Below are 22,309 nucleotides of genomic sequence, written 5' to 3'. Positions count from 1 at the left end.
GAAAACGGCTGAGCGGTGGGCCAAGGGCAAGTCAGGACCGGAGGTGTTTCAACGTGAACTCGGGCAGGGCATAGGGGCCGGCTTGCGGAGCTTCGGGATCGGCAGGGACGTCGGCGTCGGTGATGTGCGGCACATGAGCTTCGGCGTTGTCGATGGGTGTGTAGGCCAGTTCGGATTCCGCGGGGAGTTCCCAGAAGCGGCGGGTGTTGGCAGAGACGGCGTACACCGTGGCAAAGCGCGTGGAGAGCGGGGCGGTAAGCGCAGCGCGGCAGAAGCCGACGGCATCGCGCGGGCTGAGCCAAGTCGCCAGGTGACGCGGTTCGGTGGGCGCCTCCTCGAAGCTGCCGATACGCAGGCAGATCACGGATATATCGAACTTGTCCGCGTACAGTCGTCCTAGGGCTTCGATAGCTGCCTTGCTCACCCCGTACAGGCCGTCCGGGCGCACCGGCTCCTGTGGGCCGGTGCGATGGGCCGTGGGATAGAAACCGGTCACGCGGTTGCTGCTGGCCAGCACGACCCGTGGAATCGCCGCGCGGCGGGCGGCTTCCAGGACATGGTGGGTGCCCAGCACGTTGGCGTCCAAGAGATGCTCAAGCGGTGCCTCGTCCGGCAGGCCGCCCAAGTGGAGCACGGTCTCCGCACCTGCGAGCGCAGCCTCGACGGCGGCCGCATCCCGAAGGTCCACGGTGTGGACCACCTCGTTCGCGGCCTCGACCTGAAGTGGAACGCGGTCAAGCAAGACCAGGCGGCTCACCTCGCTGCACAACGCCCTGCGCACGACCGAACCGATGTTCCCTGCTGCCCCGGTGACTACCACTGTTCCCAGCCCCACTGCACGCCTCCCCTGTTCGAGCCCAAGCGCCCTGCTCCGGGCAGGCGGCGATCCTCTCATCGCCGGTCACGGCAACCAGCGGGTGGGGAGCCAGTACGAGCAGGTCCGTACACGCAGTGAGCAGGCGGTGGGGCTTGCAACCAGCCCCACCGCCATACGGGACAACCTTTAAAGCGTGTTGCGTAAGGCTCTGAGCTGGGCATCTCCGTTGTATGGCTGGGGTGTTGAGGGCTGAACGCGTGTGGGTGGAGACGTTCACGGGGCTGCGGTTGGAACAGTTCGGGCGGCTGCTCAAAGCGGTCCGCGACCGGGGCGGCAACGGCACGCTGCGGGGCCGGCCGTGGAGCCTGCCACTGGCCGAGCGGGTGTTGATCGTGGCCGTGTATTACCGCACGAACCTGACCATGCGGCAGCTCGGACCGCTCTTCGGTATCTCCTCGTCGACGGTGTGCCGGGTGGTCCAGAAGCTGGGCCCGCTGCTCGCGCTCGAGCCCGTGGCCCGCCCGGCTGATGCCACCGACCGGTTGTGGATCGTCGACGGCACCCTGGTCCCGGTGCGTGACCGGCGTGTCGGCTCCTCCAGCCGCAACTACCGGTTCTCGGCGAATGTGCAGGTCATCGTCGATGCCGATACCCGCCTGGTGATCGCCGCCAGCCGACCGGTGCCGGGCACCACCGCGGACGCGCATGCCTGGCGGGCCTCCGGCCTCGCCGAGTGCTGTCAGGGTGTCACCGTCCTGGCAGACGGCGCTTACCTCAACTGCGGCATGGCCACTCCGCACCGCAAACGCCCCCACCGACCCTTGCTGCCGGGCGAGGAGGCCGACAACGCCGCCCACCGCACGGTCCGCCGCGTGGAACATGTCATCGGACGCATGAAGAACTACAAGATCCTCCGCGACTGCAGGCAGCACGGCAACGGCCTCCACCACGCCGTCCAGGCCATCGCCCACATGCACAACCTCGCCCTCACATCATGACCAGAAGACCGTCGCCACCGGCGCTGACCTGACGCTATGAGGGCTGGGGCTTCCCCTTGTGGTGCGTTCGGAGCACCCTGTTTATGGGGGAGCCGAGTCCGGGTCAGGAGGCCCGCGATGCAGGCTTACGTCGGTATCGATGTGCATCGCCGCCGGTCGCAGATCGCCGTGATGGACGAGGGCGGCCGGACGGCGGTGAACCGCAACGTCCCGAACGGACGCGAGACGGTGCTGGGCGTGATCGGCGATCTGCCGGGCGGCACGCCGGTGGCGTTCGAGGCCGCCTACGGCTGGGGCTGGTTGATCGAGCTGCTCCAGGACTACGGCTTCGAGCCGCACTTGGCCCACCCCTTGCAGTGCAAGGCGATTGCCTCGGCCCGGCTGAAGAACGACAAGGTCGACGCAGCCACCCTGGCGCACCTGCTGCGCTCGGACCTGCTGCCTGAGGCGTGGATCGCTCCCGCGGCAATACGCGAGCAGCGCGCCGTGCTGCGCCACCGTGCCCAGCTTGTGCGTCTGCGGACCTTGCTGCGCAACCGCATTCCATGCGGTCCTGGCGGATCACGGCTGCGACCGCGGGGCCAGCTGCTGGAGTGCTCCCGGCCGCGAATGGCTGGATGCGCTGCCGCTTCCGGACAGCGCCCGCAGTGCGGTGGCCGACCGGTTGGAGGTCATCGATGCGCTCCAGGTGGTCATCGACCGGCTCGACGGTGTGCTCGCTCAGGCCGCGAAGGCCGATCCGCGGGTCAAGGCCCTGTGCGCGCTACCCGGCATCGGGCCACTGACTGCGTTGGTCATCGTGGCGGAGATCGGTGACATCCGCCGGTTCTCCTCGGCCCGCAAGCTCGCCTCCTGGGCGGGTCTCACACCCACGGTGCGGGGCTCGGACCGCACCGTGCGCTACGGGCACATCTCCAAGCAGGGTGACCCGTGGCTGCGCTGGATCATGAACCAGGCCGCGCAGACCGCCAAGCACACGCCGCCCTACGCCGCCTGCTTCGAGCGGATCGCCCATCGCCGGGGCCGGAAGATCGCCACCGTCGCGGTCGCCCGCAAACTCCTCACCCACGCCTACCACGTGCTGCGTGAACTTGACGCAGCTCAGCAGCCAAAGGAGCCGTGCGCCGCGGCATGACAGCCCCCATGGGCGGGACGACAAGCCCCGGGCGAGCTCGCGTTTGGGCATGAGCTGGCCACGGCCACGCTCGGTGACCTGAATGAGCAGCCCGGCCCCGAAGCAGGGTCATGATCCGGTCCGGTCGGCCGGGATCGAATGGGTGCATGCGAGTCCTCTCCGCACGACCATGACTCGGGGAACCACTGTCCAACGCCCCTGATCACAAGCGTGATCAACCCGGTGTGGGCCCTACAGCACCTGCCGGGCTGGGGTGTTGTGCGCCTTGACAGCCCCAGCCCTCATGGGTGCCCGAGCACGGCCTTGTGCAACACGCTTTAGGTGAACTGATTGAACTGCTGCTACTCGACGACCGTGTAGACGAGGCATGGTCATGGGCCGATAGAGCTGTTGCTGCTGGCCGCGCCCAAGTCCTGAACGAGACTGCGTACCAACTGGTCTCTACTGGCCGTGAAGAGGACGCGCTCACTTGGTTCAAGCGTGCCGTTGCTGGCGGTGACACCCACGGCTTCAGACAGACAGCGGAGCGCCTGTCCCAGACGGCCGCCTGAACGAGTCGCTTCTCTGGTACGAGCGCGCGGCTGCCCATGGAGATGCCGCCGCGCTGGGCCGGGCCGGCCTGGCGCTGGACCTTGCGGGCCGGCCGGACGAGGCACTCGACTGGCTTCGGCGTGCTGCTGTCGCTGGACATGACGACCACAGAGCCGCCGTGGCCACACTCCTCAGAATGGGGCGGACAAGCCAGGCACATCAACTACGCCGCTTTGGACGTGACTTCGACGGTGGCGTGGCCGCGCCCTGGCGACTCGATAGCGGGTCACATGCCATGCCCTTAGGGGCGGTCCTCTAGACGGCCCGTGCCGCAGTGATGGATCCTGCGTGAATGTGGAGACGCCATGGGGATGTGAGTGTTCAGAACCCTGAAATCGCCAAGCAGATGAAGAAGTTCTTCAGGCGCGCTGCACCCCGACGCGGCGGTATCGATGAACTTCATCCAGCGAGCATAGCCCGCGAATACGGGATGTTCTTTACTAACACATGGGGCAGGAAGCCTTGGCGGCCCCCAGAGGGCGGGGAGCGGTATTCCGTACACGTCGCTTCACGGCAGGGCGACCTTGCTGCGTTAACCAAGCGAGTGACACTGATATCCGACACGCTACTCATGTCTCATACGCCTGCTGCTGGTCTTCATGAGATCGGGAGGAAGGGCTACGCGCCTGCTGGCGAAACTGACAACCTCGATGAGGCAATCTCGTTTACGATTGGGATGCATTGCCCGGATCTCGGGTCGCTGGGGCGGTGGATTCGTGACGCGGAGGGGCTGCTTCGTATGGGGCTCGTGGCGTATCTCCCTACAGTTTCAGATATGGAGATATACGACGGTGAACGGATAGAGCCACGCCCCACGAGATCGTCGGCTGTCGATTATCTATTGCGTGACGGCCGACTGGTCGAGGTTTCGCAGGCGCGGCCGGAGATGAACCGGATGGTCCGCCCTATCGCTGCCATGGACCTCCCCTTCATCGAAGGAGTCGCCCTGGCAGACTTCAGCAAGATCACGGAAGGCGAATTCAACTCATTCCGGGGATTCCGTACGTTTCTTCGTCGCGAGTTCAACGCCTTGGATGAGGCTGTGGATGCGGAGCAGATGGACCGTGCGCTGCGGGATGTGGGCTTTCAGATTGAGGAGGGGGTCCGCGAGCTGGAAACCACGATGCGCATGCTGAGCCGACAGCGGGCCTTTGCTACGACGGGGGCCGTGGTAGCGGGGGTGACGGTGGTGCTGGCCGCGGTGTATGGGGCCGTTTTCAAGGAGTACGTGACTGGGCTCGTGGGCGGGGCTGGTGGAGGCACATTGGGCTGGGCGCAGGCGATGCTGGCTGACAAGTCGAAGGCCCCGGTGGAGGACAACAAGTGGTACTACGTGTGGTGCCTACAAGAGAAGAGCGAACGGCGCCTCTGACCGCATTCTCAGCTGTACAAGGGCTGACCTCCGCCCCTGCCAGCTGCGCGGTCGCCCTGCGGCCTGAGCGGCCCGCGCAGCAGCGCTTGCCGTCTCATTGGGCCTCGCAGGCCAGGGGCGCGGAACATCAGAGCGGTATTGAACTGCGCTGGCAATGGACGCCTTACTTGTCCCCGAAGGCGACATCTCCGGCTTCCAGTCCCTCGGCAGAGCAGGGCGCCCTCTGGTGAGCAGACCCCGAGGGCGTACCAACTGCAGGACAGGCTTCGCTAATGCAGGCCGGCGAGGCCCGTCGTACCAGGTCCCCGTCTACACAGAATCCCCGTCGACCCCAAGCCGCCAGAAACACCCGACGCCCCGATAACAGGGGGTCGCTGGATACCGTTTTGACCAGGTTGAATACCTCGCGGGCGGCATATCGCTTGAGGCAGCGGATGATCTCACGCCGGGTCTTGCCCTCCTGGGTGCGGCGTTCGTAGTACGCCTGGGTGCGCGGGTCGTGGCGCAGCCTAGTGAACACGATGCGGTGCAGGGCGGCGTTCGCCTGCCGGTCGCCGCCGTGGTTGAGCCGCCGCGAGCTCCGGTTGCCCGAGGAGTACTCGACGGGGCTGACTCCGCACAGGGCGGCGAAGGACGCCTCGGTGCGCACCCGCTCGAGATTGTCACCCATCGCGATCAGGAGCGTGACGGCGCTGTCCGGGCCGATGCCCACCGGTGTGAGCAGCTGTGGGGCGTGGTGTTCGAGGAGCCGGGTCAGGCGCTGATTCAGGTCATCGATCTGTCCGGTGAGGTGCTCGATGCGCTGGGCGAGCAGGCTCAGGGTGATGCGGGTGGCCTGGGCCACGCCGTCCCCGTCTTCCGCCTGGTTCGGGCTCAGGCGGGCGCAGGTGCGGAACAGCTCCCGGTTGCCCAGGGTGGACGGTCGTTCCCGCAGGGCCGGGTCTGCGATGACCAGGACGGCCTTGAGCGCGGAGGCTGATCAGGCAGGTCAGCCTCCGCCCGGGATGTTCGCCGCAGTCGACATTCCGCCCGTGGCCTCCACGAAATCGCGCCCGACAGCAAGGCCGAAGCCCCTCAGAAGTCACCGGTCGCGCGGAAGAAGCCACCGGTGACAAACGCAACGCCCATGAGTGGGATCTTGACGCTTCCCTGACGCGCTGGCCGGTGTCCCGCCGGTCCCTGCTGCCTACGCTGACTCGGCCGTCCGCGACACGGCCGAAACCCCCCTCATCGACAGCGCTCAGGAGCACCCCCATGGCAACCACGAACAACACGCGCAACAGCACGCTGCGCGCGTGGATGCTGGAGGGCCTGTCCGACATGGGCAAGGGCAAACCCTCCCGGCCCATGGAGACAGCACCGGATTCCGGACACAAGGGCCAGCCCTGGTACCGGGTGATGTGCCTGACCGGTGTCGACTATTTCTCGACGCTCGGCTACCAGCCAGGCATCGCCGCCCTGGCGGCCGGGCTGCTCTCGCCCATCGCGACGATCGTGCTGGTCGTCGTGACGCTCGCGGGCGCGCTGCCGGTCTACCGGCGGGTGACCGAGGAGAGTCCCCACGGTGAGGGCTCGATCGCGATGCTGTCGCGGCTGCTGTCCTTCTGGAAGGGCAAGCTGTTCGTCCTCACCCTGCTCGGCTTCGCGGCGACCGACTTCCTCATCACGATCACCCTGTCGGCGGCGGACGCCTCCACCCACCTGGTGGAGAACCCGCATCTGGAGTCGGCGCTGCACGACAAGCAGGTGCTGATCACGATGATCCTGATCGCACTCCTGGGCGCGGTGTTCCTGAAGGGCTTCCTGGAGGCGATCGGCGTCGCCGTGGCCCTCGTCGCGATCTACCTCGCTCTCAACGCGGTCGTCGTCGTCACGGGCGTGTGGCACGTCCTGACCGAAGGTCATGTCGTCACCGACTGGACCGCCTCCCTGACCCAGGAGCACGGCAACGTCTTCGCCATGATCGGTGTCGCCCTGCTCGTCTTTCCCAAGCTGGCGCTCGGTCTGTCCGGCTTCGAGACCGGTGTGGCGGTCATGCCGCACGTGAAGGGCGACCCGGGTGACAAGGAGTCGGACCCCGTCGGCCGGATCCGCGGCACCAAGAAGCTGCTCACCACCGCCGCGCTCATCATGAGCGTCTTCCTGATCGCGACCAGCTTCATCACCACCGTCCTCATCCCTCACGAGAAGTTCGAGTCCGGCGGCGAGGCCAACGGCCGTGCGCTCGCCTACCTGGCGCACGAGTACCTGGGCAACACCTTCGGCACGATCTACGACGGCTCGACCATCCTCATCCTGTGGTTCGCGGGCGCCTCCGCGATGGCCGGCCTGCTCAACCTGATGCCCCGCTACCTGCCTAAGTACGGCATGGCCCCGCACTGGGCCCGCGCCGTGCGTCCCATGGTCATCGTCTTCACGCTCGTCGCCTTCCTCGTGACCTGGATCTTCGACGCGGACGTGGACGCCCAGGGCGGCGCGTACGCGACCGGTGTCCTCGTCCTGATCTGCTCGGCGGCCATCGCCGTGACCATCGCCGCCCGCAAGGCCGGCCAGCGCGGCTGGACCATCGCCTTCGGCGTCATCTCCGCCGTCTTCCTCTACACCACCGTCGTCAACATCATCGAACGCCCCGACGGCGTGAAGATCGGCGCGTGCTTCATCGCCGGAATCATCCTCATCTCGCTCCTCTCCCGCCTCGGCCGCGCCTTCGAGCTGCGCGTCACCCACGTCGAACCGGACGACATGGCCGAGCGGTTCATCCGCGACGTCGGCAGCCGCACGCCGCGCTTCGTCGCCAACGAGCCCGACAACCGCGACGCCGCCGAGTACCGGGCGAAGAAGGACCAGATCCGCGCCGACAACGACATCCCCGGCACCGAGGACTTCGTCTTCGTCGAGGTGACGGTCACCGACCCGTCCGAGTTCGAGGCCGGTCTGACGGTACGCGGCGAGGTCCTGCACGACCGCTACCGCGTCCTCACCCTGGAGAGCTCCTCCGTCCCCAACGCCCTCGCGGCCCTCCTGCTCCACTCCCGCGACCTCACCGGCACCCGCCCGCACATCTACTTCGAGTGGACCGAGGGCAACCCCTTCGCCAACTTCCTCCGCTTCTTCCTCTTCGGCCAGGGCGAGATCGCCCCGGTCACCCGCGAGATCCTGCGCGAGGCGGAGCCCGACCGCGACCGCCGCCCCCGCGTCCACGTCGGCTGACGAGTCAGGTCGTCACGCCCGTGGGGAGTTCGGCGCGCGACGCGGGAAGTCCGTCCGCCATCGGCAGGCTGAGCACCATCGTCAGTCCGCCGCCCGGGGTGTCCTCGGCGGTCACCGTGCCGCCCATGGCCTCGACGAACCCTCGGGCCACGGCGAGTCCGAGGCCCACTCCCGCGCCGCGCGGCGCGTCTCCGTAACGCTGGAAGGCTCCGAAGATCCGGTCCTTGGCCTCGTCGGGGACGCCCGGCCCGCGGTCCACGACCCTCAGCTCCACGCGGTCGGCGATCGCGCTCGCCGCGACGAGGACGGACGCTTCCTCCGGGCTGTAATGGACGGCGTTCTCGACAATGTTGGCGACCGCGCGCTCCAGGAGGCCGCGGTCGACGGCGACCATGGGCAGGGTCTCCGGGATGTCCAGGTCCACACCACCGTCCGGTACGCCGCCAAGGGCCATGGGGACCACCTCGTCGAGGTCCGTCCGGCGGATGACGGGCGTGACGGTGCCCGTCTCCAATCGGGACACGTCCAGCAGGTTGCCCACGAGATGGTCGAGCCGGTCCGCGCCCTCCTCGATCCCTGCCAGGAGTTCGGCCTGGTCCTCCTCGGACCATTCGACGTCGTGCGCCCGCAGGGAGGTTACGGATGCCTTGATGCCGGCGAGCGGCGTACGCAGGTCATGGCTGACGGCCGCGAGCAGCGACGTACGGATTGTTGCCCTCGGCCAGTCTGCGGCCTTCCTCGGCCTGGCCGACGAGCCGCTGACGCTCCAGGACCACCACGGCCTGGGCGGCGAAGGCGCCGAGCACGCGACGGTCCTCGGCGGGCAGAACCCGGCCGGTCAGGGCGAGCGCCAGGTGCTCGCCGACCGGCATGCCCACATCCGCGTCCTCGGGGCGGGCGCACGAACCCGGGCCGACCACCGCGGCGCAGGCCCAGGGCTCGGTCTCGTCCGTGCGTTCCAGCAGGGCCACCGATTCCATGGCGAAGGTCTCGCGGACCCGCTCCAGGAGGGACTCCACGCTGGTCTCTCCGCGCAGGACACTGTCGGCGAGGAAGGAGAGCGTCTCCGCCTCGGCCCGCAGCCGGGCAGCCTGGTGGGTGCGGCGGGCGGCGATGTCCACCACGGAGGCCACCGATATGGCCACCCCCGCGAAGATCACCAGGGCGACGATGTTCCGCGGGTCGGCGACCGTGAGCTGGTGGAGCGGGGGCGTGAAGAGCCAGTTCAGGAGCAGCGAACCCACGGCCGCGGAGGCGAGGGCGGGGCGCAGCCCGCCGAGCATGGCCGCCGCGACCGTGAGGGTGAGAAAGAGGAGGACGTCGTTGGCCAGGCCGACGTCCGGGACGGCGGTGCTGAGCAGCAGGCTGAGCACCGCCGGGCCCACGATGCCGGTGAACCAGCCCCACAGCGTACGGACGCGGCCGAGGCGGGCGCCGCGGGCCACAGGCAGTCCGCGGCCCTTCGCCGCCTCGTCGTGGGTGACGATGTGGACGTCGAGGTCCGGTCCGGACTCCCGGGCGACCGTGGCGCTGCGCCCGGGCCGAACACGTACTGCCACGAGCGGCGGCGGCTCACGCCGAGCACGATTTGTGTGGCGTTGACCCCGCGCGCGAACTCGAGCAGCCCGGAGGAGACGTCGTCGCCGATGACGTGGTGGAAGGTGCCGCCCAAGTCCTCGACGAGCGTGCGCTGGACGGCCAGCTCCTTGGGGGACGCGGAGGTGAGACCGTCGCTGCGGGCGATGTAGACGGCGAGGACCTCGCCGCCCGCGCCCTTCTCGGCGAGCCGAGCAGCGCGCCGGATGAGGGCGCGGCCCTCGGGTCCTCCGGTGAGGCCGACCACGATCCGCTCGCGGGAGCCCCAGATCTTCGAGACCCGGTGCTCGGTGCGGTACTCCTGCAGGTACTCGTCGACCCGGTCGGCCGTCCAGAGCAGCGCGAGTTCGCGCAGGGCGGTGAGGTTTCCCGGGCGGAAGTAGTTGGAGAGGGCCGCGTCGACCTTGTCCGGCTTGTAGATGTTTCCGTGCGCCATGCGTCGCCGCAGGACCTGCGGGTCCATGTCGACCAGCTCTATCTGGTCGGCGCGGCGCACCACCTCGTCAGGGACCGTCTCCTTCTGCCGTAAGCCGGTTATCGACTCGACGACGTCGCCCAGGGACTCCAGGTGCTGGATGTTGGCCGTCGAGACGACGTCGATGCCGGCTGCGAGGAGCTCCTCGATGTCCCGCCAGCGCTTGGAATTGCGCGAGCGGGGGACGTTGGTGTGCGGAAGCTCGTCCACGAGAGCGACAGCGGGACGGCGGGCGAGAACCGCGTCGACGTCCATCTCTGTGAAGGTCGTGCCGCGGTACTCGAGGGTCCGGCGCGGAATCTGCTCCAGGCCGTGCAGCATCACCTCCGTACGCGGACGGTCGTGGTGCTCGACGAAGGCGACGACGCAGTCCGCACCGCGCTCGACACGACGGTGCCCCTCCGAGAGCATCGCGTACGTCTTGCCGACGCCCGGTGCCGCGCCGAGGTAGATCCGGAGCTTTCCGCGTCTCATGGTGATGTGTGAGGCCGTTTCTTCGGAGCGGTCAGGAAGCGGTCAGGATTCGAATGTCCGTGTGGTGGTTAGTCGCAGGGCTGCGCCCTGCCGCGCAGTGACGAGGGAACCCCCCGAGGGCACCCGCACTCAGCCACCTTGACGGACCCCTGGCGCACGTCAGCGGGATGCTGACACGACCTTGACGGAGTCCATACGGACGGCCAGTCATAGCGGTCACCGGTACTCAGCAAGACGCGGCCGCAGGCCGAGAACGGTGAGCAGGGCGGCCAGCACGAGCGCGACCCCGGCGGCGGGAAGCAGCCCGGTGAGGGCGCCGCGACCGTCGCGCACGGCCTGCGCGAAGTGGGCCCTGTTGATGTCGGTCACCTGGTCGAGCTCCTTCATCCACGCGCCGAAGTGGGCGTTGGATGTGTTCGGCTCCCAGTTGACGCAGAACGCGACGGCCTCGCGCTCCTTGCCCTGCCGCAGCAGGGCGCGAACGGTGCGGTCGTCGCGCTGGTAGACGGCATACGCCTCCACCGTGCGTTCGGCGGCCTCCCGCTCCCCCACGAAGGTGATGTTGTCGAGCTCGCGCCGGAACTCTCCGGTGAAGCGCCGATCACCGTGGTCGGCTCGGTAGGCGGCCCAGGTGGCGGCGAGCTGCTCGTCGTACGTCTCCAGGGTCGCCGACTTGATCCCGTACAGCCGCTGCGACTTGTCCAGGAACAGCCGCTCGTAGGCGGGACGGCGGTCCGGGAGCAGCAGGTAGCGGCTCTCGTCCGCATTGGCGCTGTACGCGAGGGCCTTGGCCCGGGAGAGGGCGACGACCGAGTCGAAGGCGTCGCGGCGGGCGACGCGCAGCTCCTGGGAGCCGCTGCCGAGTGCGAGGGTGCCCAGGGCGACGGCGACGAGAGCCGCGGCCGTGGCAGCGAGCAGCCCGGGGTTGAACACGCGCCCGAAGTGGCGGGCCAGGTGGACCTGGAGGAGGACGAGAAGGGCGAGGAGCAGGACTCCGGTGATCAGCAGGGCGGCCCGTTCAGCGGTGAGCCGGGAGCGGGCTGCGTCGTACTCCCGCGCGAATGCCTTGTTGTTGGTGTCGAGGAGGGTCTTCGCCGCGGGCAGCAGCGTGGTGACGAGGAGTTCGTCGGCGGCCTCGTAGTCCTGGCGGGCAGCGGTCTTGCCACCGGCGCGCCCGTCGTTCTCCAGGGACCGGCCGATCAGCTCCTGGTAGCGGGCGAAGTTCTCCGTCAGGGTCTCGACGGTGCGTTCGGCGGCCGCGTCGCCTTCCGCGGCGACGGCGAGCGCGCGCAGTTCGCGGCTGACGGTGCGGCGGGCGGTGTCGTAGAGCTCGACGGCCTTGCGGTGCGGGACGGGAAGCCGTCCGCGGCCCGCGTCTCCGCTGGACAGCAGGGTGTTGACGGCCTGGGCGTCCATGTCGTTGAGGGCCAGGTCGAGCCCGGCGGCGCTGGTGGTGCGCGGAGCGGCGCGGTGGTGGACGGTGTCCCAGGTGCCGGAGACGGCGAGTCCGGAGGTCAGGAGGAGTAAGCCGAGCACGCCGAGCAGCCCGATGATGAGCGCGCGGGCGAGGCGGAGGCGGGCCGGGGTGCTCGACGAGAAGCGTTTCAGCGGCTCCCCGAGCACCCCGGCGCCCCATGAGGTGCCCGGCCGAGTTCCCCCTCTGGAGCACGGGCCGGGCGGGCCCCCGGGCCGTACGGCCGTCGTCTGGCGTGTTGCGGCTTCAGTCGGGGCCCCCGCTTCCTGACTGTGCCCGGTACCGGCGGTCGTGGTCACGCGCCCTCCAACTTCACACCGACGGACGGTCGTCCGTCCCCCCGTGGTGATCAGTTTTGATCGAGATCATGGCCGGATCGGTCCACCTTGATGTGTCTCTGATGCTTCGTCGGCCCTTTCTGACGCCGTCTTGACGAGCGATAAAGGGCGTCGGCAAGAGCGCGTCAGAGGGCCGTCAGACAGTCGTCAACACCGACGGAAGGACGGCTTCCAGGGCCTTTCGCGGGCTGGATTCCTCGGCGGCCGCTCAACTTCGAGGACGTCAGTGGCCTGACCGGACTCGATGGCCGCGGCGCGGTGCCTGCCTCCATCCCCAGGTTCCGCGCCGTGCCGCGGCCCGTCCCGTCCACATCGGTCCAGCCGCCGCCCGCCGTCCGGGGCGGCGGCTCCTTTCATGAGGGTCTCGCGATGGTTCCCGCGACACATACCGCGCCGGCCCAGCAGGCGCCCGCGCCGCCCAGCCACCCGTCCACACCTGCGCCGAGACGGCGGCGGGAGCGCGTCCAGGGCGGGCTGCTCGATCCGGTCATGCTCGTGAAGTCGTTCCCCGAGGCGCTGCGCAAGCTGCATCCCCGTGCTCTGGTCCGTAACCCGGTGCTCTTCGTGGTCGCCGTCGGGTCGGTGCTCACCACCCTCTCCGCGCTCGTCCACCCCTCGGTCTTCACCTGGGTGATCAGCGCCTGGCTCTGGCTGACGGTGGTCTTCGCGAACCTCGCGGAGGCCGTGGCCGAGGGCCGCGGCAAGGCGCAGGCGGAGTCGCTGCGCAAGGCCCGGACGGACACGGTGGCGCTGCGGCTGAAGCACTGGCGCTACGGCACGAATCTCCACACGGCCGAGACGGAGGCCGTCGCCGCCACCGATCTGAAGATGTTCGACTTCGTGCTCGTCGAGGCGGGCGAGCTGATCCCGGCCGACGGCGATGTCGTCGACGGAGTCGCGGCGGTCGACGAGTCCGCCGTCACCGGGGAGTCCGCACCGGTGATCCGGGAGGCGGGCGGCGACCGGTCGGGCGTGACGGGCGGTACGACGGTGCTGTCGGACCGGATCGTCGTCCGGGTCACGTCACGCCCCGGCCACTCGTTCATGGACCGGATGATCGCACTGGTCGAGGGGGCGTCGCGGCAGAAGACCCCGAACGAGATCGCCCTGAACATCCTGCTCGCGGCCCTCACGGTGGTCTTCGTCCTTGTCACCGTCGCGCTGCAGCCGATGGCTTCGTACGCGGGCGCCGCCCCGTCCACCACGGTGCTCGTCGCCCTGCTCGTGACCCTGATCCCGACGACGATCGGCGCTCTGCTGTCCGCAATCGGCATCGCCGGCATGGACCGGCTCGTCCAGCGCAACGTCCTCGCCATGTCGGGCCGCGCCGTCGAAGCCGCCGGCGACGTGAACACCCTGCTGCTCGACAAGACCGGAACCATCACCTACGGCAACCGGGAGGCGGCCGACTTCGTCCCGCTGCCCGGGGTCGACGCGGGGGCCCTCGCCGACGCGGCCCAGCTCTCCTTTCGCGCTGACCGCCCCGGCGCCCGAGGAACTCGCGAACCCGCGCTTCGTGGAGTTCAGCGCGCAGACCCGGATGAGCGGCATCAACCTGCGCTGGGACAACGGCGCCGGGTGCGCGATCCGCAAGGGCGCCGCCGCGCAGGTCGTCGACTGGGTGCGGATGCGCGGCGGGACGGTGCCCGAGGTGGCGCTCACCTGGGCGGACGCGGTCGCCGACAGCGGCGGAACCCCGCTCCTCGTCGCCGCCCACGACTGGGAGGGGCCCCGGGTGCTCGGGATCGTCCACCTCAAGGACGTGGTGAAGGAGGGCATCCGCGAACGCTTCGCGGAGCTGCGCCGTATGGGCATCCGTACGGTGGTGATCACCGGCGACAATCCGCTGACGGCCCAGGCCATCGCGCAAGAAGCCGGGGTCGACGACTTCCTCGCCGAGGCGACACCCGAGGACAAGCTCGCCCTCATCACGAAGGAACAGGAGGGCGGCAGGCTCGTCGCGATGACCGGCGACGGCACGAACGACGCCCCGGCGCTCGCCCAGGCGGACGTCGGCGTGGCCATGAACACCGGCACCTCGGTGGCCAAGGAGGCGGGCAACATGGTCGACCTCGACTCCAACCCGACCAAGCTCATCGAGATCGTCCAGATCGGCAAGCAACTCCTCATCACCCGGGGCGCCTTGACGACCTTCTCGATCACGAACGACGTGGCCAAGTACTTCGCGATCATCCCGGCCATCATCTTCAACGCCCTGATCATCGTCGCCCTGATCCCGCTCGCCCTGCTCGGGGTCCGCTACACGCCGTCGTCGGCCCACGCACTGCTCCGCCGGAACCTGGGCGTGTACGGGCTTGGGGGCCTTGTCCTCCCCTTCGTCGGCATCAAGGTGATCGACCTGCTCGTCTCCACGATCCCAGGGCTGGGCTGACCTCCGGGCCAGCGGATGACTGCACGTCAGGGAGATGTCAGGAAAGCGCGGAATGTCTTGAGGTCCCGCTCGCCCAGGAATTGAACTCCTAACGTGAACAGCGCGTGGCTCCTCGTCGACCGGCCGCCTCATCAGGCGTCACCGCGTCGAGTGCTGCCCCGCCGCCCGGCTCCGTCCGCCTCTCACTGACGCCCGTTCCACCGCCTTCGGGGCGCCGTGACCGACCGGTCGCGGCGCCCTTCTCGTACGCACGAAACCGCGCGTACGACACATATCCACTCTTCGCCCCCTGGATGGACCATGTCTTCTTCCCTGTCCGGACGCACAGTGCTGGTGACCGGCGCGACCTCCGGCATCGGCTACGAGACCGCCCGGATACTGGCCGAGCGCGGCGCGACCGTCCTCATGCACGGCCGGACCGCCGAGGGGGCCCGGGCCGCCGTGGACCGACTCATCACGCTCGCCGAGGTGGACGGCTCCCAACTGTGCGTGTTCGCGGCCGACTTCGCGCACCTCGAAGAGGTGGAGCAGATGGCCGCCCGGGTCGTCGCCGAGCACCCGCACCTGGACGTCCTCGTCAACAACGCCGGCATGGCCGCGCCCGAGCGACACACGGTCACCGCCGACGGCAACGAGATCGCCTTCCAGGTGAACTTCCTGGCGCACTACCTGCTCACGAACCTCGTGGAGCCGGCGCTGACCAGCGAGCTGGGCGGCCGGGTCGTCAACGTCTCGTCCTCGCTGCACCGCACCGGCTCCATCCAATGGGCCGACCCCAACCGCACCCGCCGCTACTCCCGGCTTGCCGCGTACGCCCAGTCGCAACTCGCCCTGACCGTCTTCGCGGCCGACCCGCGCGTCACCGCCATCTCCGTCCACCCGGGTATCTGCACGACCGGCCTGCTGCCGCTGTACGCCCCCGAGGGCACGGCCCCGGCCGAGGGCGCCGCCCATGTCGTACGGCTCTGCGATCCGGCCGTCGAGATCGTCAACGGCGCCTACTACGACCGCGACCACCGCGTCGCCCCCGCACCCGCCGCCACCGAAGAGCGCACCGTCAAGCGCCTCAGCAAGCTCGCCGACGTCCTCGTCGGCCACGCCGCCTGAAGGGAGTCCGAAGCATGTCCAAGCGCGCCCGCAAAAGGAAGGCCCGCCGCAAGAAGAAGGCGAACCACGGCCGCAAGGCCGGCCAGCGCTGACCACCGAGGGAGGGGCCAACGGGCCCCTCCCCTTACCCGTTCCGGAGGTTCCGTGATCCCGCACGCGTCCCACCAACCACCGTCGCCTGTACAGGTCTTCCCCTCCGGGACACCCGGCGCCGGCGCGCTCGCCGAGCACGTTCTCACGACCGGCCATGGCCAGTGGTGGACCGATCGCATCGAACGACCCCGCGTGGTGGCCGTCGCATCCGGCGGCCACGCTCTCCTGGCGGGCGATCCCACAGCCGTCACCGCCGCCGAACTCGCCCCGCTCGCCGGGCACTTCATCGAGGCGGCAGACCGCTTCCTGCCCGTACCCGGGGCCGCCTTCGACCAGCTCGTACCGTGGCCACGCATGCTGTACGTCCACCGCTCAGAGGGCACGGAGCCGCGGATCCCGCGCGGAGTGACCGTACGCCCGCTGACCGCCGACGACGTCCCCGCGCTCGCCGCGCTCGACCTGTCCATGGCCTGGATCCACGCCACGTGGGGCGGCCCCGCAGCCCTCGCCTCTTCCGGCCTCGCCCGGGCCGCCTTCCGCAAGGACCGGGTCATCGCCGTTGCCTGCTCCCGGTTCGTCGGCAGCCGCTACGAGGACGTCGCCTGCGCCACCGCACCCGGGGAGCGCCGGCAGCATCTGGCCCTGGCCTGCGTCGAGGGAGTCACCGCGGACATCGCGGCCCGCGGCCGCACCGCGACCTGGAGCTGCTCCCGCGACAACCGCCCCAGCCGCCTCCTCGCCTGGACCGCCGGCTACCGCCTGGATCGCGAGTACGTGCACCATGCCGCCGGACCCGCCGCCCGGACGTCAGGGCTCCCCGCCGCCGCATGAATCGTCAGCGCGGTGTCCTGGTGGTCCGGTCCGGTTCGCCGCGGCGGACCGACCCGGGGGCGGCGGGCGACGGGTGATCGGCGCGGGTGGAGGAGGTGAGCTGCCAGGGCACGCTGGTGACCATGACGCCCGGTGTGAACAGCAGCCGGCTCTTGAGCCACAGGGCCGACTGGTTGTGCAGCAGGTTCTCCCACCAGTGGCCGACCACGTACTCGGGGATGAAGACGCTGACCACGTCGCGCGGGCTCTCGCGGCGGATGGAGCGGACGTAGTCGACGATCGGACGCGTGATCTCCCGGTACGGCGAGTCGAGGATCTTGAGCGGGACCTCGATCCCGTACTCCTCCCACTGCCGCTGGAGTCCGGTGGCCTCGTCGCGGTGCACGGAGACGGTGAGCGCCTCCAGACGGTCCGGGTGGAAGGCTCGGGCGTACGACAGGGCACGCAGGGTGGGCTTGTGAAGGGTGGAGACGAGCACGATCGCGATGACCCGGGACGGCGGCGCGAGGAGCGTATGCGGATCGGTGACTGCCAGCTCGGCCGACGTACGGTCGTAGTGGCGGCGGATCGCGCGCATCAGCAGCCACAGCACGAGCGCGGCGAGCACCGCAAGCCAGGCGCCCTGGGTGAGCTTCGTTGCCAGCACGATCACCAGGACCAGACCGGTCACACAGGCACCGACCCCGTTGATCGCCCTGGTGACGTGGTGGCGTCGGCGGACCGCCGGGTCCCGCTCGGCGCGCAGTTCGCGGTTCCAGTGCCGGACCATGCCCGCCTGGGAGAGCGTGAAGGACGTGAACACGCCCAGGATGTACAGGTGGATGAGGTCGGTGACGTTGGCCTTGTACGCCCACAGCAGCGCCCCGGCGACGGCCGCGAGGGCGATGATGCCGTTGGAGAAGGCGAGCCGGTCGCCGCGGTTGTGCAGCTGCCGAGGCAGGTACCGGTGTTGCGCAAGGATCGAGGCGAGCAGCGGGAAGCCGTTGTACGCCGTGTTGGCGGCCAGGATCAGGATGAGCGCGGTCGCGGCCTGGATGTAGTAGAAGCCGAAGCTGTCCGTTCCGCCGAAGACGGAGGCGGCCAGCTGGGCGATGACGGTCCGCTGGGTGTACGTGCCGCAGTCAGTCAGGCCAGTCAGGCGGCAGGGGTCCTCGACGATGTGCACCTTGGCGACGACGGCCAGGGTGGTGACGCCGATGAACATGGTGATCGCGATCGCGCCCATGGCCAGCATGGTCTGCGCCGCGTTGAGCGACTTGGGCTTGCGGAAGGCCGGCACGCCGTTGGAGATCGCCTCCACACCCGTCAGGGCCGTACAGCCGCTGGAGAACGCCCGCAGCACCAGCATCAGCAGCGCAAAGCCGGCCAGATCCGCGTCGGCGGGGTCGGGCTCGATGCCGTACCGGGCGCTCTCGGCCACCGGCGCGTCCCCCACGAGATACCGGAACAGCCCCGTCCCCACCATGATCAGCACACCGCCGATGAACAGGTACGTAGGGGTGGCGAACGCCCGCCCCGACTCACGCACCCCACGCAGATTCATCGCGGTCAGCAGCACGACGAAGCCGACCGCCATCAGCACGCGCTGGTCGGCTAGCTCCGGCACCGCCGAGACGATGTTGTCCACACCCGAGGCCACCGAGACGGCCACGGTCATGACGTAGTCGACCAGCAGCGAGGCGGCCACGACGAGTCCGGCGGACGGCCCCAGGTTCGTGGAGGCGACCTCGTACGAGCCGCCACCGCTCGGGTAGGCGTGCACGACCTGCCGGTACGAGAGCACCACGACCGTCATCAGTGACACGACGGCGACCGCGATCCACGGGGTGAAGTGCAGATAGGCCAGTCCGCCCAGCGTCAGCACCAGCAGGATCTCCTGCGTGGCGTACGCGACCGAGGACAGCGGGTCCGAGGCGAAGATCGGCAGGGCGAGCCGTTTGGGCAGCAGCGTCTCGCCCAGCTCCTCGCTGCGCATGGCCCTGCCGAGCACAAGCCGCTTGAGCAGCCCCGTCACGTTGGACACGGCGCGAGTGTAAGCAGCGGTGGCGGCGAACGCGCGCCGTCCGGCAGGAGGTGGCCGGCGAAAGTCCCGCGCATGAGGTCTCACTCAGGGCACACGGCCCAGTCATACGGTCGGGCGGGTGGTCAGCCCAGCCCGGACGCCTTGAAGACCAGGAGCGCCGTCTCGCCGTCGATCCGCTCCGCCAACCGGCGGAACGCGTCCTCTCCCCCCACCTGGGTGTCCCGCTCGAAGGACGCACGAATGTCGGCATGGACGCGCTGCCAGAGTGCGGGGTTACGGACCAGGACCTCGGGGTCGATCTCGACACTGGCGCCCTGGGCGTCCCGAAGGAGCAGACGCTGGGACACCGCAAGGGGGGACCAGCCCACCGAGAGGAGAGAATCGGTACGGACGCTGCGCACGACCAGCACGCCACGGACGCGCAGCAGACCAGGGCGCGCGGAGACGCGGGCCGGCAGCAGGATCACGAAGGCGAGCAATGCGAGTCCGGCCCAGCAGACGGCACGGGGAAGCGTGAAGGAGTCGGCCAACGCGTCCACCGCGAGCAGAGCCGCGAGCACCAGGACGGCGACTCCGGCCGCCGATCGGCACTCCCCGGCCCACTGAGTGTCACGAACGCCACCGGACGCAGACCATGTGAGGCGTTGTCCCCTGGACATGGAAGTGACGCTAGAACGGCTGGAGCCCGACGGCCGGGATCTTGCCGCACCGCATACGCCGGACGGGAATTCTTGACGCGCCATTGGCGGCATCGGCTTGGAGCATGCCCCCAGGGGCGCGCCCGAGCAGGAGGCCGACGCCGCGAACCCCCCCGCACCACTGCTCGGCGCACCACAGCCTGGTGGCTCGACTGGTAGCTCGGCGACCCGGCGCCGTACCCAACTGGCACCCCCATCAGAATGGGAGCCTTACGTGCGTCAAACAAGCGTCGCGAGCCCGAGCTCCGCACCAAGATCGGCTTTCACGCATACGACACTCCCCGCACACACGCGACAGCCCCTATGAGCGGGGTCCTGGCTGAAACTGGCCTGCCAGGTGGAAGACCTCCCGGGCCGCATGGCGTTTGAAGCAACGGACGATTTCGCGCTGGGTCTTGTCCTACCTTGATGCGGCGCTCGCAGTAGTCCTGGATGCGCGGGTCGCCCCGCAGGCGGGTGAACACCATGCGATGCAGCGCAGCATTTACCTGCCGGTCACCATCGCGTGTCCGGACCGATCCCCACTACGTCGAGCGGGTGCGGGGCATGACATTCCACGAGCCGGCCAGACGATCGTCCACATCCCGGCTCTGCTCGGAAAGTTGGCCGACCCGCAAGCCAGCACCCCCGGCGTGATCCGAGTGGCCTGCAGCACCGCCTCCACGCCGGCCGCCTCGTGACCGCTCAGGAGGCACCGCCACCGACCAGCCCACTGCGGCAACCAACTCTGTTGTCAGTGGCGGGACTTACTCTCAAGACATGACCCACAACGCGCTGCATCGCGGTTACGGGATCACCATCGACTTGAGTGCGTCAGACCTGGGTAACGCCGACCGCCCGGGGCTCCTGCAGGAGATTCACCGCAACTACAAGCCCGACCTTCTCTACTGCCTCGGGGCTCACGAATACGGGACGGTCTGCCCCGGGTTCATGACCATCGTCGAGAAGAACGGCCGCTACCACGCCCGGCACGTGACCAAGGGAGAGGTGTTCGAGACAGCGGGCGAGAGCGAGCTGCACAAGTCGCTCAAGAACCACACCGCCGAAACAGCCAACCGAGAGGGCTTCAGCGTCTCCGTCGAAGACCGAGCCGTACATGGTCGCCGTCGCACGGATGTAACGGTCGCCGGGGCCAGCGGAAAGAGGATCGGCTACGAGATCCAGATCTCGCCGATCGCGAGTGGTTCTGTGGACAACAGGACGCGCACTGCGGTGGACGACGGCCTGACACCGCTGTGGCTCGTGACGAACGAGAACTCGCTCGCCATCGATCGGGCGCCTTGGGCCAGGCTGAACGTCCAGCGATGGCAGGACGTGGGCAGTCGGGACGCCTTGCGCGTACGAGGAGGCGTGAAGGCGTTGCGCATGGTCCGCTGCGACTGGAGCACTCAGCGAGAATGCCCCAAGACGGGTACACGCTGCGGCGGTTGGCACGCCACGTGGGAATCGACGCAGGCGCACTACGACGACATGGTGCGCATGACGGCCACGGGCGAGCTCGTGACGCTGTTCATGCGAGCGCGCGTAGGGCAGCGGCGTAGTTGGCATATGTGGGTGAAGCCGTCGGACAAGGCGGAGTTCCTCCAGGGCCGTCCAGAACCGGATCCCTATCTACCGGCATCAACCGCCGGCTCGACCGCCACGCTCCTGCCCGCCGAGCCGCTTCCGCCCGACCCGCACTGCCACTATGGCGAGGACACCGGGATACGCACGGAACTCGCGCGTCCCCGCGACAGTGGCGATCCCATCGATGCCTCCGACTGGCTGTCGAAGGAACCGCCGCCGGAGTACAGGTCCACCTGGAACGTGGACGGCTGGGAGATTCCCGGCGATGTAGTGGCGGCGAGGCTGGCGTTGGACTACGCCCTTCAGCGCCTGAAGGCACTCGCCGACACCCTCCCGGCGGGAGCAGACATCGCGGCAGGACGAATCGACATCACGCACGCAGAACGGGAGGTGTGGCTCGCAGCCCAGGAAGAGTGCAGGCGACTGGCCGCGGCACTGGCGACCCACCCATGGCTGCCCGCGACCCACGACCCATTCAGTGCCCGCAGGGCTGTCTTCGCCGCCGCGCGTACAGCTCAAGCCGTGGACTCCGCCAACGCGACGTATCAGCCCTAAAAGAGCTCGCCTTGTCCAGGCTTCTCGGCGTAGGGAAACACCCGGGTCTTTCTGGTGATACGACGTGATTCTGTGGCGACGACCTTGCCGTCCCGCATCTTCTCGATGAGCGAGATGACCTGCGCGGGACGGTAGACCGTCTCGAGCAGCGCGTACGGCTGGCCCTCCGACGGTCATCGAGGAGCGCCGCCGCCCTTCTCCGGTCGCCACCCGCCACGTCGGCCAGACGCTGGTCGTGGCCCAGGGCGGCGAGGGACGATCCTGCCGTTCAGGACAGTCCCCCTCGAAGGACCGAAATCCACGATGGCTCCAGGCGGAACCGATCCCTCGCCCGTGTACGACTCGCCCAGCGGTGCAGACGGATCGTCGTCAGCCTGACATCCTCCCCCAACACTCCCGGACGGCCGTAAGCGCCGTCTTCACGCGCAATGACGGCCGACGCCCTGCGCCGGCAGGCCCTCATTGCCGTGAAGTCCCTTGGTTGTGGCTCCTCTGGAGGGGGCTCACATCGGCTCATAGGGCTGAACAGCGTCTTGTTGTCGTACGCAAGCGCAGTCATGCTCT

The 22,309-nt window shown here is 68.9% G+C and carries 12 protein-coding genes and 3 pseudogenes; 9 read left to right on the top strand and 6 right to left on the bottom strand.

The features are described 5' to 3' along the window. Nucleotides 1–31: 31 nt before the first annotated feature. Nucleotides 32–835 carry an NAD(P)-dependent oxidoreductase gene (locus tag AB0O76_RS17300; protein WP_365491229.1) on the bottom strand — a complete coding sequence of 268 codons (804 nt, stop codon included), beginning with the start codon at nt 833–835 and terminating at the stop codon, nt 32–34. Nucleotides 836–1,047: 212 nt separating this feature from the next. Here AB0O76_RS17300 and AB0O76_RS17295 point away from each other — a divergent pair, with 212 nt between their 5' ends. The 4 genes and pseudogenes from AB0O76_RS17295 (at nt 1,048) to AB0O76_RS17280 (ending at nt 4,913) form a co-directional block, all read left to right on the top strand. Further along, nucleotides 1,048–1,815, top strand: coding sequence for a transposase family protein (locus tag AB0O76_RS17295; RefSeq protein WP_365491226.1), 768 nt, complete (start codon nt 1,048–1,050; stop codon nt 1,813–1,815). A 36-nt stretch (nt 1,816–1,851) separates the two neighbouring features. After that, a pseudogene (locus AB0O76_RS17290) lies at nt 1,852–2,346 on the top strand (transposase); the annotation flags it as partial. Then, nucleotides 2,315–2,950 (top strand): IS110 family transposase, encoded by a 636-nt coding sequence (locus AB0O76_RS17285; protein ID WP_365491223.1) that lies wholly within the window; start codon nt 2,315–2,317, stop codon nt 2,948–2,950. The pseudogene AB0O76_RS17290 and the gene AB0O76_RS17285, both read left to right, overlap by 32 nt. A gap of 904 nt (nt 2,951–3,854) precedes the next feature. Further along, on the top strand, nt 3,855–4,913 hold the full coding sequence (locus AB0O76_RS17280) for a hypothetical protein (RefSeq protein WP_365491220.1): 1,059 nt from the start codon (nt 3,855–3,857) through the stop codon (nt 4,911–4,913). Nucleotides 4,914–5,076: 163 nt separating this feature from the next. Here the strand turns inward: AB0O76_RS17280 and AB0O76_RS17275 are convergent, their stop codons facing one another. Beyond that, nucleotides 5,077–5,757 (bottom strand): transposase, encoded by a 681-nt coding sequence (locus AB0O76_RS17275; protein ID WP_365491217.1) that lies wholly within the window; start codon nt 5,755–5,757, stop codon nt 5,077–5,079. Between the two features lie 410 nt (nt 5,758–6,167). On the opposite strand from AB0O76_RS17275, the gene AB0O76_RS17270 reads away from it, so the two are divergent. Continuing rightward, complete coding sequence (locus AB0O76_RS17270; RefSeq protein ID WP_365491214.1) at nt 6,168–8,123, top strand: amino acid transporter; 1,956 nt, start codon at nt 6,168–6,170, stop codon at nt 8,121–8,123. Between the two features lie 4 nt (nt 8,124–8,127). Here the strand turns inward: AB0O76_RS17270 and AB0O76_RS17265 are convergent. Together AB0O76_RS17265 and AB0O76_RS17260 are read right to left on the bottom strand one after the other, a co-directional pair. Continuing rightward, nucleotides 8,128–10,668: pseudogene (locus AB0O76_RS17265) on the bottom strand (sensor histidine kinase KdpD). A 216-nt stretch (nt 10,669–10,884) separates the two neighbouring features. Further along, nucleotides 10,885–12,291, bottom strand: a complete 1,407-nt coding sequence (locus AB0O76_RS17260; protein ID WP_365491211.1) for a hypothetical protein — start codon at nt 12,289–12,291, stop codon at nt 10,885–10,887. A gap of 678 nt (nt 12,292–12,969) precedes the next feature. On the opposite strand from AB0O76_RS17260, the pseudogene kdpB reads away from it, so the two are divergent. The 3 genes and pseudogenes from kdpB (at nt 12,970) to AB0O76_RS17245 (ending at nt 16,903) form a co-directional block, all read left to right on the top strand. After that, nucleotides 12,970–14,872: pseudogene (kdpB, locus tag AB0O76_RS17255) on the top strand (potassium-transporting ATPase subunit KdpB). A 300-nt stretch (nt 14,873–15,172) separates the two neighbouring features. After that, nucleotides 15,173–15,979: an SDR family NAD(P)-dependent oxidoreductase gene (locus AB0O76_RS17250; protein ID WP_365491208.1), complete on the top strand. Its 807-nt coding sequence runs from the start codon at nt 15,173–15,175 to the stop codon at nt 15,977–15,979. Nucleotides 15,980–16,123: 144 nt separating this feature from the next. Further along, entirely contained in the window at nt 16,124–16,903 is a 780-nt protein-coding gene (locus AB0O76_RS17245) for a GNAT family N-acetyltransferase (protein WP_365491205.1), read from the top strand. Between the two features lie 4 nt (nt 16,904–16,907). On the opposite strand, the gene AB0O76_RS17240 is transcribed toward AB0O76_RS17245, so the two are convergent. Both AB0O76_RS17240 and AB0O76_RS17235 read right to left on the bottom strand, forming a co-directional pair. Next, nucleotides 16,908–18,926 (bottom strand): APC family permease, encoded by a 2,019-nt coding sequence (locus AB0O76_RS17240; RefSeq protein WP_365491202.1) that lies wholly within the window; start codon nt 18,924–18,926, stop codon nt 16,908–16,910. 122 nt (nt 18,927–19,048) lie between these two features. Next, entirely contained in the window at nt 19,049–19,585 is a 537-nt protein-coding gene (locus AB0O76_RS17235) for a hypothetical protein (RefSeq protein WP_365491199.1), read from the bottom strand. 798 nt (nt 19,586–20,383) lie between these two features. On the opposite strand from AB0O76_RS17235, the gene AB0O76_RS17230 reads away from it, so the two are divergent. Further along, nucleotides 20,384–21,745, top strand: coding sequence for a hypothetical protein (locus tag AB0O76_RS17230; RefSeq protein WP_365491196.1), 1,362 nt, complete (start codon nt 20,384–20,386; stop codon nt 21,743–21,745). Nucleotides 21,746–22,309: the final 564 nt, after the last annotated feature.

This window comes from Streptomyces sp. NPDC086554, assembly GCF_040686095.1.
In the GTDB taxonomy this organism is placed as follows: domain Bacteria; phylum Actinomycetota; class Actinomycetes; order Streptomycetales; family Streptomycetaceae; genus Streptomyces.
This window is presented reverse-complemented; position numbering and strand designations above follow the sequence as displayed.